Raw genomic sequence first — 18,050 nt, forward strand, 5'->3', positions numbered from 1 at the left:
GGCCTCGATCACTTGGTGGAGTAGTTGGCCATGCGCTCTTCGACCGTCGCAATCGCCTCTTCGGGGCTGGCCGTGAGACGTACGACCTCGTCGAAGGCGGTCGCGAGGTCGGTAGCGTACTCAGCGCTGTACGGAAGGCTCGAAAGCGACTTCGCGTTCGGGGAGGATGCCGCGTCGGCCCATACATCGAAGTCCTGCAGGCTGTCGAAGGCAGCACTGCCGGCGAGCGACGTGCGTCCGGCGAGGTTGCCGAGGGCGACGGCGAACTTCTCCATCGGCTCCGGGCTCACGAGGTAGGCGAGGAACGTGGCTGCCTCCTCCTTGTGCTTCGAGTTCGCGGGGATGAACAGCGTGCTGGCAGTGACCTGCGTGCTGTTCTCCAGATCGGCGGATGCGGCGGGAATCGCGGTGACGCCCCACTCGAAGTCCGGGGCCACCTTCGCCGCACTGGCCGAACGCCACTCGCCGTCGATGATCATCGCGACCTTGCCGCTGAAGAACGGGTCCTGTGCCGAGAGATACTCGCCCTGGCCCGAGACGAAGGTCGCCATGGCCTCCGCGCCGACGGGTTCGATCACGTTGTCCTGATACCACTGGAGGGCTTCGAGGTTGCCGGGGTCGGCAGGTGTGGGCCCGTCCTCCCCGTCCCAGCTGCCGCCGAACGCGTAACCGAGGGTGGTCAGGGTTGTGCTGTCGTTGGCAGATCCCAGACCGAGCTGGGTGATCTTGCCGGAGTCGTCGACCACGGTGAGCTTTTCGATCGCGGCGGCAAGCTCGTCCATGGTGGTCGGCGGGGTGACGCCCGCCTCGGCCAGGAGCTGCGTGTTGTAGAGCAGCTGGAAGCTGTGGATGGCGATCGGCAGCGAGTAGATCTTGCCGTCGTAGGTCATCTGCTCCATCGCGCTGGGTACGAAGTCGTCGACGTCGATGTTCTCGGCCTTGATCGCATCGTCGAGGGGCGCCAGGATTCCCTTCGACGCCCAAGCACCGACCGTGTTGCCGAAGTTGTCGGAGATGTCGAACGACCCGTTCGACGACGACATCGAGGTGAGCTGCTTCTGCGTGTCCGGGCTGGAGACCCCCTTGACGACGATCTCGTCCTGACTGTCGTTGAAGTCGGCGATGATCTGCTCGAGCGCTTTGGCCTCCTCGCCGCCCCAGAGGTACGAGAACGTGATCTCGGTGGGGCCGTCGGCGTCGCCGCCTCCGGTACCGCATCCGCTCAGGGCGACGGCCGTGGTTGTGGCCAGAGCGCCGGCGACCAGGGCGCGCCGTCGCATGTGCTGCTTCATGTGCATGGGGATTCTCCGCTCATCGTTGACCTTGCAAAAGGATTGGAATAGACCAATTCGGAACCGCTGAGAACAGACATTGACACATCCGGGGGTGATCGTCAAGATTGGGTTAGTCCAAATGAGGAGGAGTGCATGTCGTCGATCGAAGGCGTGACGAAGCACGAGCGGGTGCGGCGGCACCTCGAGGAGGTCATCCAGCAAGGGTTGGCCCCGCACGAGAAGCTGCCGACGGAGCGGGATCTCGCCGAGTCGCTGGAGGTCAACCGTCAGACCGTGCGGCGCGCTCTCGACGAGCTGGAGCGTGACGGGGTCGTGTATCGCCTGCAGGGGGCTGGCACGTTCGTGAGCGCCTCCCGCATCAGCAAGACCTTCGAGCTGACCTCGTTCTCGGAGGACATGCACACGCGCAACATGCGTCCGGGGTCACTGTCGGTCGACGTCGCCACGGCATCCGCAGGGCAGACCGCGGGTTACGCCCTGAACCTCAGCCCGCAGTCGCTCGTCGTCCGCATCCGCCGGGTGCGCACGGCCGACGACATCCCCATCTGCCTCGAGGTCTGCTCGATCGCCGCCGAGACCGTGCCCGGCCTTGAGGACGGCATCCTCGGAGACTCGCTGTATGAGGATCTGCGCTCCCGCTTCGGCATCTCCGCCGTCCGCGCCGACCAGGAGATCCACGCCGTCGTCCTCGACGAAGAGCAGGCGGCCGCGCTGCAGACCCCGCCGTACTCCCCCGCCTTCCTCGTCAAGCGCACGACGTACGACGCGCGCAGCCGTCCGATCGAGTACGCCGAGTCGGTGTACCGCGGGGACCGCTACTCGTACCTCGTCTCGATCTCGCGCCCCTGATATTCCCGACGCTCCTCCGCACTCCCGTACTCCCGTACTCCCCGGCCTCCGGCCCGATGAAAGGCAGTCCCCATGCCCGAGACGCTCCCGCGCCCCCGCATCGCCCTCCTTCCGCTCGACGACCGACCGGTGAACGTGCGGCTCCCCGGCGACGTCGCCGCGGTCGCCGGCGTCATCCTCGACGTGCCGCCGGCCGAGATCCTGCCGTCCTATCGCGAGGCCGGCGATGCGGACGCGCTGGGAGCGTGGCTGCTCGATCGCGCAGCCGATCCGGAGACCGTGCACGTGGTGGTGTCGATCGACATGCTGCTCTACGGCGGACTCATCGCGAGCCGGACGAGCGCCGACACGACCCGCGAGGTGCTGGCGCGTCTCGACGTGCTTCGCGAAGTGCGTCGCCGTCGCCCCGACCTCCCGATCTCGGCCGTCTCCCTCGTGACCCGGGCGAGCAATTCCTATTCGGCCGCCGAGGAGCCGCCGTACTGGACGACGCACGGCAGGGAGATCCACGCGCTCGGCGGTGACGCGCACCGACTGCTCGATGACGCCGACGTGCTGCCCCTGTCGGAGCTGACGTCCGTGCCGGGCGAGATCGTCTCCGATTACTCGATGCGACGTCTGCGCAATCACATCGCGAACCTGTCGACGCTCGGACTCGTCGAAGATGCGACGCTCGACTTCCTCGCGATCACCGCCGACGACACCGCGCCGTTCGCCGCGGGTAGCGCGGAGCAGGTGTGGTTGCGGCACTGGATGCGGATGCTGCCGTCGGGCCGCGAGGTGCTGATGTATCCCGGTGCTGACGAGGTCGGCGCCGCATTGGTCGCCAGGGCTCTGGCCGCGAACGCTGGCGCGACCGCATCTTTCACGGTCGCCTGCGCAGACGCGGAGGGGATGACGCGCATCCCGCCCTACGAGAACATGTCCCTCGCCGCATCCGCGAGCCGGCAGATCCGTGCTGCCGGGGCCGCCGAGGTCGCCGAGCACGGAGATGTGACTCTCGTCCTGCATGCGCCCGACCCCGCGCGGCATGACATGTTCCGCGGGCGTCCGGAGACTGTGGATACGGATGCCGTCTCCGGCACGGTCGCACTGATCCGCGAGCGACTCGACGCGGGAGAGCACGTCGCGCTCGCGGACGTGCGCTATCCGAACGGAGCGGACGAGGCGCTCGTGCGCGCCCTCGCGGACGCGGATCTTCTGGGCCGCCTCGAGGCGTTCGGTGGCTGGAACACGGCCGGCAACACGCTCGGCAGCGTGGTCGCGGTCGCGGCGGCGGCGGTCGTCGGCCGGGCCACCGGCACGTTCGATGAGCGCGCTGCCCGCATCGCCCTGCTGACCCGGTTGCTGGACGACTTCGCCTACCAGGCAGTCGTGCGCACCGACACGGGACCCTCGCTCTTTCCCGACATCTACCCGATGGACGACGACGCGCTCGTCGCGACTGCGGAACGCACCATCCGCGACGAGCTGGCGGCGTTGCTCGCATCGATGCTCCCCGCCGAAGACGTGCGCATCCAGGAGCTCACCCTGCCGTGGCGTCGATCGTTCGAGATCGGGCTCGTACTGGGCTGAGATCGGGCTCGGGCTGGGCTGAGATCGGGCTCGTACTGGGCTGAGATCGGGCTCGGGCTGGGCTGAGTGGGGTCACGCCGCGGCGGTGACGCCCCCGGCGATCACGGTCGCGCGAGTCTGCTCTTCAGCAGCGACGTCGAAGCGCGCTCGCCCGCCGAGCCTGGGGGTCCGTTCCGGGTCGACGTAGCCGGGCGGGATGAACCACACCCGTCCGACCGAGACGCCTCCGTCGATGCGGATCTCCCACCCGTTGTCGTGGATGCGATGGTGGCACGTCTCACACAGCAGCACCCCGTTGGACAGGTCGGTGGGCCCGTGATCGCGGCGCCACCAACGGATGTGATGCGCCTTCGTCATCTCCGGCGGCAACCCGCACATCGCGCATCCGCCATCTCGTTCGACCAGCGCCAACCGTTGCGCCCGGGTGAACAACCGCTTCTCTCTGCCCCAGTCGAGCACTTCGCTCGCGGCTCCGAGCACGCACGGGATCACGCCTCCCCCAGCCGCCATCCGCCGAGCCGCACCCACACTCACGGGCTGATCGATTCCGTCGATCGTCGCCGCCCCGGCGCCGGCCCCCAGGTCGTCCAGCGTCATCCGCACGACGATAGTCGCACCGGCGACCGGCATCCGCCTATCGCAGTCGAGCACGTGTCCGCAGAACACCGCCAGCGCATCCGCCTGGATCATCGGCACGGTCCGCCGGTCGGCATCCCCTGCGCCAGCATCCGTCGCATCGCGTCGCGCCGCGAACGCCGCCGTCACGTATCCACGGATCGCCGTCACCACCGGAGCAGCCGTCTCGGCATCTAGCACCGCATTCAGATGCACCATGCCGTCGCGTTCGAAGATCGACAGCGCACGCTTGCCACGACGCTCTTCTTCTCTCGACTCCACTCCATCGGGATCGAGCCAGGGTTCGGCTCGCAGGACGAGCCTCCGCACGTCGTCGAGCGCCAAACCCGCAGCCTTCTCGACCAGCACCCGCTCCGCTTCGGAGGTGCGGGCAACACCCGCCGCGACCCTGCACCGATCCAGCAGCGCGACGATCACAGCCGCCGCCTGCGCACTGAGCCCGCCGGAGGCGAGAGCTTCCTGCACCAGCGGATACTTCGCCGGGAGCCGCGCACCGAGAAGATCAGCACGCGGCGCCGTCGCCTCGCCGACCTTCACCAGGCGCAGCGCCTCTCCTGTCGAAACCCCCGTCGCCGCGGCGATCAGCTTCGCCGGCGTTCGGAACCCCTGCTGTTTCGCCAGGCTCTCGGCCCCGAGCTCGGGGCGCGACTCCCGCGAGATTCCCGCTGCCACCCCGACGTGCACGGCATCCAGCTGCCGCTGCACCAGACCGATCGCGTGGTTCACCGCAATGAGCTGCGCGCGCGACAGATCACCCGAGTCTCCGGCACCCGACCAGGCCGCATCAAGGCGAGCGATCGCCTCGTGTAAGCCGGTGAGTGTGGACATGCCTCATTCTATCCCGGCGACCCCTGACATTCGAAGTTTTGTACGATATGAATTCCGGAATTCCAGCATGACCGCGCACCCCGCGAGCAGCACCCCTTCATCGCGTCGCGAGCATCTCCTCCAGGCGCGCCGCCTCACCGCGCGCCATCGTGTAGCCGTGCTCCGCCGAGGGATACACACCGCTGCGCACCTCCCGCGCGTATGCCTCGACGCCGTCGATGGCCGCACTGCGCAGATCGGCGTAGCGCTTGACGAACTTTGCTGCCCCGCCGTCATAGAGCCCGAGGAGGTCGTGGAAGACGAGCACCTGCCCATCGGCATCCGCTCCGGCGCCGATACCGATCACCGGGATGTCGAGGCGCGGCATGAGGACTGCGGTCACTTCGGAGGGCACTGCCTCGATCACGAGCATCGCGCACCCGGCATCCTGCAGGGCGAGGGCATCATCGATCACGGCGAGCGCGGCTTCGGCGGTGCGGCCCTGCGCGCGGTAGCCGCCGAGAGCCGTCGCGGTCTGCGGGGTGAGTCCGACGTGCCCGACCACGGGAATGCCGGCTCGCACCAGGGCCCGAGCGCGGTCGACGGTCGTGCCGCCGCGCTCGATCTTCACGAGGTCGCAGCCGGCCTCCTTGATGAAGCGCTGTGCCGTCGCGAGGGCGAGTTCGTCAGAGGCTTCATACGACCCGAAGGGCAGGTCGCCGATGAGCAGCGGGGAGGTCAATCCGCGGCGAACAGCCTTGGTGAGCATGAGCATCTCGTCGACCGTGACCGGCACCGTGCTGTCGTAGCCGAGCACGGTCATCGCGGCCGAGTCGCCCACGAGAACGATGTCGACCCCGGCAGCTTCCACGATCTGCGCGCTGGGGTGGTCATACGCGGTGACCATGACGAGCGCTTCGCCCGCGTCCTTCTTCGCGGCGAGGGTAGCGAGGGTGACACGGGGGTGGGAAGCAGCTTGGGCACTCATGCGCGGACCTCCGTCGCGGTGGGGCCGGCGGCAACGTCGCCCCCGGAGAGGATGTGGTTGTCGATGAGCCGAGCGGCCCCGATGTGCGCAGCCACGGCGAGAAGAGCGTCACGGTCGACGCGCGCGAGAGGGCGCAGAGTCTCGGCATCGCGGAGCTCGAGGTACTCCGGATCGATGTCGGCCTCGTCCAGCACGCGACGAGCGGTCGACAGGATGCTGCCGGCGTCACGGGCACCGCCGTCGAACACCGCGGTCGCTTCGTCGAGGGCACGGTTGAGCGCAGTCGCCTGAGTACGGGCGTCCGCATCGAGGTAGACGTTGCGCGAGCTCATCGCGAGCCCGTCGGCCTCGCGCACGATCGGGCAGGCGACGATCCGCACGTCCAGGTCGAGGTCGCTTACGACGCGGCGGACGACCAGCACCTGCTGCGCATCCTTCTGTCCGAAGTAGGCGGCATCAGGGCGGACGATCCCGAACAGCTTCGTGACGACCGTGGCGACGCCGTCGAAGTGATGTGCGCCGCGACTCGCACCGTCGAGAACATCGGTGAGGCCGGCGACGTGGATGTTCGTCGCGAACCCGTCGGGGTAGATCTCGGATGCCGCGGGGGCGAAGAGGATATCCACGCCCTCGGCTTCGGCGAGCGCGGCGTCTCGCGCCTCGTCGCGCGGGTAGGTGCTGAGGTCTTCGTTCGCGCCGAATTGCGTCGGGTTGACGAAGAGCGAGACGACGACGAGATCAGAAGCCGTTCGGGCCGCACGCATGAGCGAGAGGTGCCCGTCATGGAACGCCCCCATCGTGGGGACGAGCCCAACTGACGAGTCCGTGCGCCGAGCGTCGCGAACGGCCGCCCGAACCTCGGTGATCGTGCGGAGGATCCTCATACAGAAGACTCCTTCTCTTCGCCGGCAACATCTCGCGACGCCATCTCACCCGCCCCCTCCCGGGGCACCCCCTCCCGCGACACCGCCTCCCGCGACGGCACCCCTGGCGACCCCGCCTCCCGCGAGGCGATCGTTCGGGTGGCCACGGCGAGGGCGTCGAACAGTGCCTGAAGGTCGTGTTCCTCCGCAGCTGACCTCTGACGCGCGACCGTGGCTTCATCTCCTCGGGCGATCGGTCCGGTGAGAGCGTCCTGCGCTCCGACGCGTGCCCAGTTCTCGATGGTGCGACCGACGAGCGGGGTGAGGAGTTCGCGGGCCTCACCCTCGGGGATACCGGCGGCGACGGCGAGTTGCTCGGCCGCATCGAGCACCGTCAGCACGAAGTTCGAGGCGAACGATGCGGCCGCGTGATAGCTCACGCGGTGCTCGTCGTCGACCGTGAACGGACGAGCCCCGAGCACGCGGGCCAGCTGCTCGGCGACAGAGCGGGCTTCGTCGGTGCGGCCGGCGACTGCGGCGCCGATGCCGTGGAACACGTCGGGCGGCTCGGTCCCCGTGAAGGTCTGCAGGGGGTGGAAACGGAAGTCGACGTCGTCGAGCGAGGTGGCACCCGAGACGTGTCCGACGAACCGCACATGCGGTCGTGCGACGAACGCGACCGCCGGGATGGCTCGGTCCGGCACGCAGAGCAGCGCGATCTCCGCTTTCGGCATCGATTGGTCGCGCCGGAGGGGTCCGAGGACGTCGAACCCGGCCGCGCGCAGAGCCCCGGCGAGCACACGTCCGACACGACCGGCGCCGACGATGGCGATGGTCGTTCCTGGCGCGAGTGCGGTGGAGGTCTGCATGTCGATTCCCCCAGCCGATTCACGACGGCCGGGATGCCAGAAGTATCCGCCCATCTCGGCATCCGTTCCAAATCTGAGGCCAGAATGACAAACAAACCGCAACGAACACTTGTCATTACCGTGAACCTCAGCGATCTCAGACGGTCATTTCGATCCCGCCCACGCGAACGAGCCCGTGGAGAACGTGCCCTGCGCCGTCGTCCACGGGCTCGCTCCGACACCCTCAGTCGCGTCGCCAGACCGCGACGATCGCCGCGCCGACGACCGCCAGTCCTGCCGCGCCGAGGAAGAGCCAGGAGAACCCGCCCGTGAGGGCCTCGGCGTGGGAGGACTCTTCCGCCGAGAGTGCCGCGGTGCGGAGCCCGGCCACCGCGCCGAGCACCGCGAGCCCGATCGCGCCACCGAACTGCTGGCTGGTGTTGACGAGTCCACCCGCGAGTCCGGCCTCTCCGCCCTCGACGCCGTCGACGGCGAGCTGGGTGGTCGCGACGACCGCGCCGCCGAGTCCGACGCCGATCAGGAGAGTCGGACCGAGCAGGTGCGTGAGGAACGCGGCATCCGCCGGAGATGCGGAGAGCCACACGAGCCCTGCCGCGAGGAGGAGCAGCGCCCCGATCAGCACCGGCCGTGTGCCGACGCGGGCGATCACGGCAGGGACCACGCCGGCGACGAGCACGAGCACACCGGCGAGGGGCAGCTGCGTGAGGCCTGCGGTCAGGGCGTCATAGCCGAGCACGGCCTGCATGTAGACCGAGAGGGCGAAGAAGAGGGCGACCATGGTGGCCCCGCCCAGCAGCATGACGATGTTGCCGAGCGCGAGGTTGCGGTTCCGGAACACGCGGAGCGGGACGAGAGGAGCGGCGGCGAGGCGCTCGATCGCCACGAAGACCCCGCCGAGCACCAGCGCGAGGGCGAGCAGACCCAGCGGCAACGGATGCACGAACCCGACCTGCTCGACCGCGCTCAGGGCACCGACGAGCGACACCAGTGCGGCAGTGACGGTCACGGCGCCGGCAACGTCCAGTCGACCGGAGACACGGAGGCCGTCGCGGGTGATGAGCAGCGGGATCGCGATGAGCACGAGCGCACCGATCGGCACGTTCACGAAGAACACCGACTGCCAGCCGAGGGTCGCCGCGAGCACGCCACCGAGCAGCACCCCTGCGGCGGATCCGGCGCCGGCGACCGCTCCCCACACGCCCAGCGCCTTGGTGCGTTCGGCGTCGTCCGGGAACAGCTGGGTCAGCAGCGCGAGGGCCGCCGGGGCGAGGAGCGCGGCCGACACCCCCTGCAGGGCGCGGGCGGAGAGGAGCATCTCGCTCGAGAAGGAGAAACCGGCGAGCGCGGATGCTGCCACGAACCCGGCCGCTCCGAGGAGGAACACCCGGCGGTGCCCGTATCGGTCGGCAAGGCGTCCACCGAGGAGGAGCAGGCCACCGAACGCGAGCACGTAGGCGGTGATCACCCACGAGAGGGTGGCGGTATCCATGCCCAGCTGCCGCCCGATGACGGGGAGGGCGATGTTCACGATCGAAGCGTCGAGCACCACGAGGAATTGGGCGAGGGCGAGGACGCTGAGGGCGAGCCAGCGACGCGTGCCGCGCGGTGCGGCGACCGCGGGGAGGGAAGTGAGGGTGGTCATGACGTGCTCCGTTCTGGATTCTTGTGGGTGGAGGAGGTGCTGAGTGATTGCTCACTCACTCTTGAGGACGCGGAAAAGGACCCGCCTCCGACAGAAGCATCAGTCGGGGTGCGTGATCCCCTTGGTCAGCAGGGCGACCCAGTCCCCCGGGCGCCCGTCGAGCTGCGTCGTGACGATCAGGTGACAGAGCTGCCCGTACGCGATGAAGCGCTGCACGTCGTCGTCGCTCGCCCGAGAACGGGTCTTCGCGAACGTCGTGACGCGTTCGAGCCCTTGCCGCAGCGCCCCACCGACGGCGGGGATCTCGGCGACCGATTGCGCGTGCACCTGCAACATCAACAGCGTCCGGTCGGAGATGAGGTGCGCGTAGGCGTCACCCATCGCGTCGAGCACGCCTTCCGGCGAGGTGTCGGCGGCGGCATCCGCCCCTTCCTCGAGGGCGGCGAGGATCGCGTCGAAGCAGGCTTCGAGCGCCACGACGAACAACGCCTCCTTGCCGGAGTACAGCTTGAAGACGTAGGCCGGCGAGATCTTGGCCTCGCGAGCCACGTCGGCGACGGTCGTGCCGTGATAGCCACCGCGCGCGAACGCCGCCAGCGCTGCCGCGGCGACGAGGGGTCGACGGGCGTCGGCTGTCGAGAGGATGGAACTGCGAGTGCCGGACATATGAGTGACTATACACTCACTCTCACGGGTGGGCAAGATATCCCGGCTCGACGACCGGCGGGCGATCACGGAGCGCGCAGCACCGAATCCAACAGGCCCGGGAAGAGCGCGTCGAGGTCGTCGCGTCGGAGCGTCAGCATCCGCCGGCGTCCGTTGGGCTCGTTGCGGATGACTCCGGCTTCGCGCAGCACCTTCATGAAGTGCGACTTGGTCGACTTCGGGAGGTTGGGATCAGTGGCGTGGCAGGCGGCCATGTCGAGCGGTCCGTCGGCGAGCTGGCGCGCGATCGCGAGGCGCTCGGGGTCGCTGAGCGCGAAGAGCACATCCGTGAGCTGGATCTCGGAGCGCTCCGGGTGAGGGAGATCGCCAGGCATGGTTCGAGAATAGTTGAACGATCGCGGGATGGCGAGTACGCTCCGATAGTTCGATGATTCTCGAACCTTATGAGGAGTCGCCATGACCAGCACCGCGCCGATCATCCGTCCGTCGATGGCAGGCAACACCGCGCCCGGCGCAGTCCCCCGGGCGCGGTTCGGGTTCGTGCTGGCGATCGTGGCGCAGATCCTGATGATGGTCGGGGCGAGTGCGCCGTCGCCGTTCTATCCGGTGCTCGCGCAGGACATCGGGTTCCCGGCTGTGGTGATCAGCGCCGTGTTCGCGGTGTACGCGGTGGCGCTGCTTCTCACACTCCTCACCGCCGGTTCGGTCTCGGATCACGTGGGTCGTCGTCCGGTCGCGATCGCCGGGTTCCTGCTGCTGGCCGGGAGCATGTTCCTCTTCTGGCACGCCGATGCCGTCGCGGTGCTGTTCCTCGCGCGCATCCTGCAGGGCGTGGCGAGTGGTCTGCTGATCTCGGCCCTGTCGGCGACGGTGCTCGACTTCGCACCGGGTGGGCGCGCCGGGGTCGCGGCGCTGTGGAACGCACTGAGCCCCGGGATCGGACTCGCGCTCGGGGCACTTGCGTCCGGGGTGATGCTCGACGTGAGCGGCGAGGCCCTGCTCGACGTGTTCGCGCCCTTGAGCTCGGTCTACCTCGTACTGGCGGCGCTGTTCCTGCTGGTGCCGGAGACCGCGCCGCGCACGCCCGGAGTGTGGGCGTCGCTGAGCTTCCGACTGTCGATCCCTCCGGCGATTCGGGCCGACTTCTGGCGTGGAGCTCCGGCCGTGATCGCGGGGTGGGCGACGGGTGGACTCTTCCTGTCGCTCGGCGCGAACATCGTGCGGGGCGAGCTCGGCGGGGAGGCGCACGTGTGGCAGGGGCTCGGCGTCGTGCTGCTCGCCGGTGTCGGTGCGGTGACGGCCTTCGTGCTGCGGCGGATCTCCGCGCGATCGATGGTGCTGTTCGGCACGTCGGCGCTCGGGGTCGGGACACTGCTGTCGCTGATCGCGCTGGGGGTGGGGTCGCTGCCGTTCTACCTCGTCGCGGCGGCGGTCACCGGCATGGGCTTCGGAACCGCGTTCTCAGGAGTCGTCGCGTCGTTGGCTCCGCGGATCCCGGCGACGCAGCGGGCCGACACCTTCGCCGTCCTGTATGTGCTGGCGTATCTGGCCTTCGGAGTGCCGGCCGTGGTCGCCGGTGCGCTGGTCGGGGTGTTCGGGCTCGAAGCGGTGTGCGTCGGGTACGGGATCGTGGTGATCGCGCTCGCGGGGATCGCATTCGGACTGCGGGTGCGAGCGGGGCGGTAGCGAGGTCGGCGCCCGATCATCACCAGCAGAAGTCTTCTGCGAACCGCTCGAATTCCTCGGGACTCACGACGGGGTCATCCGAAGAGTCGTAGATGTCGGACGCGAACATCCCGATGGGCGTGAGCACCTCGCCAGGTTTCACGGCCGCCAGCTCGCTCGCGCTGAAGAGGCCGGACTCCGCGTTCTCGCCGTTGTCGCCGAACGCCTTCACTGCGAAGAGGACGTCTTTCCCGAGTGTCTGCTCGCGGAACGGCATCGCCACCTCACCCTCGCCGCTGATCGGCTCCGACAGGTTGAACTCCTTCGTCTTGACGTTGGTCCACCCATCGGGATCGCCGTCTTGGTTGGGAGGGAAGGAGTTGACGGCACGGAGCTCGAGGAAATCGACCGAGCCGTGGCACAGGCGCACGAGGACTTCGAGTGAGCCGTCCCGCTGCCGGAGCAGGCCCAGGGTTCCGGTGGCGGCAGGCGTGCACGCCGTCACTGCCAGCATCGGCGCAAGGAGCAGGATCGCAATACCGCGCCGACGTTTCATGAAGGCACGCTAACCTGACGCGTGCGCCCGAGGCGTGAACGTGCCGCAATCGTGATGGCGGGCTTTCGAGTGCCCGAAGATCCGATCTAGAGGTAGAACACCTGCCGCCCGGGCGTCAGGGCCCCGTCATCGGCTCAGTCACGACGTCGATGACCCCGAGTGGGAAGGGGCTGAAGACGGACCAGGAGCCGGACGAGAACTGCTCGAGCGGAATCAGCTGGAACCACACGTGCGAGACCACGAGGGCTATGGCGACGAGCAGGCCGGATCCTTGGATCGCACGTTCCAGTGTCCTCAGGGCGGCACGCTCATCCGATGCCTTGGTGACGCGCCCAATCGCGATCAGGACGATCAGCGCGATGCCGACATAGACGAACACGCTGGGACGGAGTGCCAACGAGACGCACATCGGAGCCTGCTCGACCGACCGACCCTCGGCGTCGATGAACCCGCCCTCAGCATCGATTCCTCCCGGGCAGAATCCCTTGCTGCCGCTCGTGAAGACGGAGTAGAGGACTCCCGCGACGAGGGCCCAGATGAGGAGCCGTCGGATGCCTATGATCACCACAGCTCCGGGGAGCCTGGCAGCAGTGGTTTCGGGCTGCGGCGCCGGGGGCGAGGTGAGTGACACGGCGGACTCCTTCGAGGTCGGTCCTCTTCATCATGTCGGAGGAACCGGGGGTGGGGGAAGGGCGGCAGGAGGTGCGCAGTGTCGCGTTGTCGTGCGCATACGCCATGATCTTCATAGGCGCGCATGGGGTTTCGCACGAAAGGGCATCACGTATGGACGACGTAGATCTCTCCGAGATCGAGCTGATCACCGACGGGGATGGGCTCGCGCTGATCGGCCCAGCGTCCAGCGTGGAACAGTTCTTGACATCCAATCGCCTCGAGTCTCGCGATCTTGAACTTCCGCGGCTTGGGAGCGCCTTCGGAGGTGGCGCCGCTGCTCTCAAGGCAGGCTCCGAGCTCACAGCGAACTCCGGGCGCTGGATGAAGCTGACTGAGGAGTCGTGGGCTGCTGCTCAGAAGCTACCCAAGGTGACGAACTCCTCAAGCGGAAACCTGCACGCAACTCTCCGTGCTCCCAATGGGCAGTTCGCGAAGAATTTGCAGTTTCTCAAGACACCGGGATCGATGCTGACTAACCCAGCCATGCTGGCGGGCGTCGCGGGAATCATGGCCCAGGTCGCGATGCAGCAGACCATGGAAGAGATCACCGACTATCTCGCCGTCATAGATGAGAAGGTCGATGACGTGCTCCGAGCGCAGAAAGATGCTGTGCTCGCGGACATGATCGGCGTGGACATGATGCTCGAAGAGGCGCTGACCATCCGAAAGGAAGTCGGTGGCGTTTCAGACGTGACTTGGTCAAAGGTGCAGGGATCGGCGATGACGATCGCGCGCACCCAGGCATACGCCTTGCGCCAGATCGATGCCCTTGCGGAAAAGCTAGAAAGCAAGTCCGTCAATGAACTCGCCGACCTGTCGAAGAACGTCGACCGTCACGTGCAGGATTGGCTCGCTGTGCTCGCACACTGCTTCTACCTGCAGGAGGCGACAGGGGTCATCGAACTCGACCGCGTCCTCCAGACATCTCCCGAGGAACTCGACCGTCACCGAATCGCGCTCCGGACGGCTCGCGCCAACCGCGCGGAGGTGATCACACAAGCCACGCGGCAGCTCCTCAATCGCATGGATGTGGCGGCGTCGCTTGCGAACTCGAAGGTGCTCTTCAATCCGATCGAGTCTCCGGCGATTGTTCGGTCGAGGAACGCAGTCAATGACTCTGTCGGAACTTTCCACGATCGCCTCGGCGTCGAAGCCGCCCCAGACGAGCTTGAGTCCCGGCGTTGGTCGGCCGCAGTTGCGGACACCCGCGATGACTTGCTCCGAGCCGGCAGCGACGGCGTAGACACTGCGCTCCGCCTCGGCACCGAAGGCATCGAGGCGGCGACACGCATCGGCGCTGAGGGCGTGGACAAGGCCAAGGAGATCGCGGGATCGTTCGCCGACTTCGCCGGACGCACATTCAGACGCCGCAGCGCGAAGGGCGAGGTGGGCGAGTCGTGAGCATTGCCAAGCTGAGATCCGGCGGTGAGGCGCAGCGCCTCTAGCGCGGCTACCATCGGCAGCCGCCACCGATTCGAGGCCCTGAGCGGCGCGACGTTCGAGCTCTCCTAGACTCGCAACCATCGGAACAGTGAGGAGCACGATGGACAAGGACGTCAAGCGCGCGGAGCGTTCCCGCGCCGTGTTGGAAGTCCTCGCGGAACAGGCGCCCGACGGTAGCTACCTTCACCTCGCAGACCTCTGGGCTGCCTGCGTCGATCGGTTTCCGTTGACGCCGCATGAGGCCGAGATCGGCTCGCACGATCGACCACGTGGCGAAAACGATTGGCGTTGGGCGAGCGCTTATCTTGTTGCGGCAGGTTGGTTGCGTAAGAAACCGTCAGGGAATGGTGAGTGGGCGATCACGCAAGACGGTCTTGCCGCTCTGCGTAGCCATGCCGGAAACGGACTCCTGCAGGAGGCACAGCGGATCTACGCGACCGAACGGGCCCGGTTGCGCGACGAGATCGAGCTGTCCCTTCCCGAAAGGTGGGTCAGTACTGACCCGGCTCAGCGCAAGCTGCTCGCTGCCGCCGAGGTGATCGTCGAAGAAGGGCTTCGCAAAGGCCTCTCCGCGTTCTCACCCGGTCGCGAAATATGGACCAGCGCGAACGTTCTGGCACTCAACGAGTTGTGGCGATCTGCGAAGGCTGTTGATGGCAAGAGCTTCAACGCGAATCTCGCGATCCAGCTTGCCGACACGAGCGACGACCTGAGGCTGCTCATGGCCGAGATCATCGCATTTCAACTGCTCCCCATCGCGCGGGTCATGGGACACGCGAAGAAACGAGAACGGGTCGAGTCGGCGCTTGGCACGATGACCCACCCCGTCGAGATTCCGCAGATCTTCGACGATGCGTTCAGCGGCGGTGCCTTCAACCCGGGTCAAGGAATGCAATCGCATATCCATCACGCGATTACGGTTGTTCTCGATGTCCTCCTCGGGTGGACGGAGCTATCGGAAGATGAACAGCAGGCGGCTCTCGATGACCCGCTCTTGTGGCGCCACCTCGTGATGGGTCTCGATGAAGACTTTCCGACTCAGCGATACGCCTTGCTCTACCTCGTGCATCCTGGTTTCTTCGGCCCCATCGTTTCGACCGACCATCGCACGCGCATCCGAGAGACGTTCATCGGTGAGATCGGCGGCGATTTCTCGGAAGATGCGGATGTCGATCTGCAGAAGATCGTGATCGCTCTCCAACTGAAGTCGGGCAATCCGATCGACTTCTACAGCGACGCTTTGGAGTCGCGCTGGCACAAGAATCCGCCTTCCATCAGCACTCCATCCGTCAGCACTCCGTCCGTCAGCGACGAGGACTCTGCTCCTGACCCACGCGGCTTCGTCCCGAGCGAAATCGACCTCGCCGAGCTCGCCGGCGCGACCCATCTGCATGAAGCATGGCTCGGAAAGGTCACGAGCGCCCTCCACCGCCGCGGTCAGGTGATCCTCTACGGCCCGCCTGGCACCGGCAAGACGTACGTGGCTCGCGCGCTAGCCGACCGGCTCGGCAAGCCCGGCAGCGTCGTGAAGCGCATTCAGTTCCACCCGTCTTACACGTACGAAGACTTCTTCGCCGGCTACCGTCCGGTGACAGATGCAGCGGGACAGTTGTCGTTCTCCCTCACGCGCGGGCCGCTCCGCGAGATCGCAGACGAGGCGCGCAAGAACCCCGATGTTCCGCACGTGCTGATGATCGATGAGATCAACCGCGCGAACCTCAGCAAGGTGTTCGGCGAACTGTACTATCTGCTCGAGTACCGCGACGACGCGATCGACGTGCTCTATGCGGGGTCTGGCGACGATGGCGGGAAGTCGTTCAGCCTGCCCGCGAACGTCTTGATCATCGGCACTATGAACACGGCCGACAGGTCGATCGCGCTGCTCGACTCAGCGATGCGCCGCCGCTTCGCATTCTTCGAGCTGCATCCGGACGTCGCTCCGGTGAAGGGCATCCTGGGGCGGTGGTCCGAGCAACATCCGCAGTCGCTGCCGGTGGCTGCGCTGTTCGAGCTGTTGAACGAGAGCATCCGCGACCGTGAAGACCGCATCGGCCCGAGCCACCTGCTCCGGGCCGACGACCTCAGTCTGGAAGACCTGCGCGCTGTATGGGAGGAGAGCATCCTGCCCCTGCTTGAAGAGCGGCACATCGGCACGGGCGTCGACGTGCACGTGAAGTACGGCCTGGACATTCTGCTCACCAACGTCTCCACGGGCACGGACGCAACGCCCGAGACATGAACTCGGTCATGGTCGAGCCTCGCGTCGAGGACATCGCCGAGAACGGCGAGTCCTTCGTCGCGCTCACCTCGTCGCAGGCTGCACGCCTGCAGGAGCTGAAGTTCTGTCGGGTCTCACCGACGTCGGATTCGGGCGTATGGCGCGTCACGGACGTGACGCGCGTCGGTGTGGTCGCAATCGATGACGTGCGTTTGATCGTGCGGCCGAAGACGCCGCTGCGGAGTCTCATCTTCATGGCCTCGTATTCCGGCCTGCAGGCCGAGGTGGATGACGCGTCATTCGCGTTCGAAGCCGATCAGGATCTGCCTGCCGCGCTCGCATTGGCACTAATACAGGCGGTGTTGAAGGCGACGGCTCGGGGGCTGCTCAAGGGATACGTCTCGGTCGAAGAGACAGGTACTGTAATCCGCGGTCGCTGGGACATCGCGCGGCAGCTCAAGGCGCGTCCGGGTATCCCCGTGCCGGTGGAACTCACCTATGACGACTACACCGAGGACGTCGCGGAGAACAGGATCCTCAAGTCAGCACTGCGCGCGTTGGTACGGCTGGAACAGCTACCGCGGCGGGTCGTCGACAAGCTCGGACCGCTGCTCGGGCTGTTCTCCGAGGTGACGGACCTGCGTGCAGCAGGGCCTGTCCTGCTGCCCGCGGAGTCCCGATTGAACGCGCACTACCAACCGGCGCTCCGGCTCGCACGATGGGTACTCGAGGCAACCTCGTGGGCACACGCGGAGGGTGCGAGCTCGGGCTCCGCCTTCTTGCTGAACGTGGCGAAGGTCTATGAGGACTTCTTCGGGCGCGTTCTTCAGGCGACGCTCCGTCCCGAGGGATACGACGTCGATTTGCAAGTTTCAGACTGGCGGTTGGACACCGAAGGAAAGATCCTGATGCGACCGGACATCGTGATCTCGCGGCACGGGCGAGTGGTTGCAGTCGCAGATACGAAGTACAAGGTTTGGGGCGCGAACGACGGGTCGCCACCCAACGCGGATGTGTATCAGGCGCTCGCGTACGCCGTGACGGCGGGGGTGCGGGAGGTGCACCTGCTGTATGTGTCGGGGGATGTGGAGCCGCGGCGGTATGAGATTGCCGCGACGGGGACAGTGGTCGTGGCGCATGCGATGGATGTGAGCGGAAAGCCGGGGGAGCTGGTGACGCGGGTCAAGAAACTCAGCGCGACGCTAGCTCCCGCTGTGGCACTCCCGCCTGGTGTCCGTATCGACCGATAGCTTGGGTGTGAGCGTGACTATACGAATCGCGCCACCCTGCGCAGGAGATGAACACC

Annotated in this window: 16 protein-coding genes; 6 read left to right on the forward strand and 10 right to left on the reverse strand. The window is 67.0% G+C overall.

The features are described from left to right. Positions 1-8: 8 nt before the first annotated feature. A complete protein-coding gene (locus LVJ59_RS09835; protein ID WP_232762862.1) occupies positions 9-1,298 on the reverse strand; it encodes an ABC transporter substrate-binding protein in 1,290 nt (429 codons plus the stop codon). Between the two features lie 129 nt (positions 1,299-1,427). Between LVJ59_RS09835 and LVJ59_RS09840 the strand changes: the two genes are divergently transcribed. Continuing rightward, positions 1,428-2,144 carry a GntR family transcriptional regulator gene (locus LVJ59_RS09840; protein WP_232762863.1) on the forward strand — a complete coding sequence of 239 codons (717 nt, stop codon included), beginning with the start codon at positions 1,428-1,430 and terminating at the stop codon, positions 2,142-2,144. A gap of 72 nt (positions 2,145-2,216) precedes the next feature. Continuing rightward, positions 2,217-3,719, forward strand: coding sequence for a DUF4127 family protein (locus LVJ59_RS09845; RefSeq protein ID WP_232762864.1), 1,503 nt, complete (start codon positions 2,217-2,219; stop codon positions 3,717-3,719). Positions 3,720-3,791: 72 nt separating this feature from the next. On the opposite strand, the gene LVJ59_RS09850 is transcribed toward LVJ59_RS09845, so the two are convergent. From LVJ59_RS09850 to LVJ59_RS09880, 7 genes are all read right to left on the reverse strand, one after another. Next, positions 3,792-5,183 carry an HNH endonuclease signature motif containing protein gene (locus LVJ59_RS09850; protein WP_232762865.1) on the reverse strand — a complete coding sequence of 464 codons (1,392 nt, stop codon included), beginning with the start codon at positions 5,181-5,183 and terminating at the stop codon, positions 3,792-3,794. A gap of 97 nt (positions 5,184-5,280) precedes the next feature. Next, complete coding sequence (gene panB / locus LVJ59_RS09855) at positions 5,281-6,150, reverse strand: 3-methyl-2-oxobutanoate hydroxymethyltransferase (RefSeq protein WP_232762866.1); 870 nt, start codon at positions 6,148-6,150, stop codon at positions 5,281-5,283. Beyond that, a complete protein-coding gene (panC, locus tag LVJ59_RS09860) occupies positions 6,147-7,034 on the reverse strand; it encodes a pantoate--beta-alanine ligase (RefSeq protein ID WP_232762867.1) in 888 nt (295 codons plus the stop codon). The genes panB and panC overlap by 4 nt, the downstream gene beginning before the upstream one ends. Next, positions 7,031-7,882: a DUF2520 domain-containing protein gene (locus LVJ59_RS09865; RefSeq protein ID WP_232762868.1), complete on the reverse strand. Its 852-nt coding sequence runs from the start codon at positions 7,880-7,882 to the stop codon at positions 7,031-7,033. Before LVJ59_RS09865 ends, panC begins: the two co-directional genes overlap by 4 nt. Positions 7,883-8,105: 223 nt before the next feature. Further along, positions 8,106-9,524: an MFS transporter gene (locus LVJ59_RS09870; RefSeq protein ID WP_232762869.1), complete on the reverse strand. Its 1,419-nt coding sequence runs from the start codon at positions 9,522-9,524 to the stop codon at positions 8,106-8,108. Between the two features lie 99 nt (positions 9,525-9,623). Next, positions 9,624-10,190: a TetR/AcrR family transcriptional regulator gene (locus tag LVJ59_RS09875; protein ID WP_232762870.1), complete on the reverse strand. Its 567-nt coding sequence runs from the start codon at positions 10,188-10,190 to the stop codon at positions 9,624-9,626. A gap of 65 nt (positions 10,191-10,255) precedes the next feature. Further along, entirely contained in the window at positions 10,256-10,564 is a 309-nt protein-coding gene (locus tag LVJ59_RS09880; protein WP_232762871.1) for a helix-turn-helix transcriptional regulator, read from the reverse strand. Positions 10,565-10,646: 82 nt separating this feature from the next. On the opposite strand from LVJ59_RS09880, the gene LVJ59_RS09885 reads away from it, so the two are divergent. Beyond that, the gene (locus LVJ59_RS09885) at positions 10,647-11,876 is read left to right on the forward strand and encodes an MFS transporter (RefSeq protein WP_232762872.1); all 1,230 of its coding nucleotides are present in this window, start codon (positions 10,647-10,649) and stop codon (positions 11,874-11,876) included. Positions 11,877-11,895: 19 nt separating this feature from the next. On the opposite strand, the gene LVJ59_RS09890 is transcribed toward LVJ59_RS09885, so the two are convergent. After that, on the reverse strand, positions 11,896-12,411 hold the full coding sequence (locus tag LVJ59_RS09890; protein WP_232762873.1) for a hypothetical protein: 516 nt from the start codon (positions 12,409-12,411) through the stop codon (positions 11,896-11,898). Positions 12,412-12,526: 115 nt separating this feature from the next. Beyond that, entirely contained in the window at positions 12,527-13,042 is a 516-nt protein-coding gene (locus LVJ59_RS09895) for a hypothetical protein (protein WP_232762874.1), read from the reverse strand. 152 nt (positions 13,043-13,194) lie between these two features. Between LVJ59_RS09895 and LVJ59_RS09900 the strand changes: the two genes are divergently transcribed. From LVJ59_RS09900 to LVJ59_RS09910, 3 genes are all read left to right on the forward strand, one after another. Continuing rightward, on the forward strand, positions 13,195-14,484 hold the full coding sequence (locus LVJ59_RS09900) for a hypothetical protein (protein ID WP_232762875.1): 1,290 nt from the start codon (positions 13,195-13,197) through the stop codon (positions 14,482-14,484). 142 nt (positions 14,485-14,626) lie between these two features. Next, positions 14,627-16,765, forward strand: coding sequence for an AAA family ATPase (locus LVJ59_RS09905; protein WP_232762876.1), 2,139 nt, complete (start codon positions 14,627-14,629; stop codon positions 16,763-16,765). A gap of 8 nt (positions 16,766-16,773) precedes the next feature. Then, on the forward strand, positions 16,774-17,994 hold the full coding sequence (locus LVJ59_RS09910; RefSeq protein ID WP_232762877.1) for an McrC family protein: 1,221 nt from the start codon (positions 16,774-16,776) through the stop codon (positions 17,992-17,994). The last annotated feature ends 56 nt before the right edge of the window (positions 17,995-18,050 follow it).

This window comes from Microbacterium sp. KKR3/1, assembly GCF_021272365.1.
Taxonomy (GTDB): domain Bacteria; phylum Actinomycetota; class Actinomycetes; order Actinomycetales; family Microbacteriaceae; genus Microbacterium; species Microbacterium aurugineum.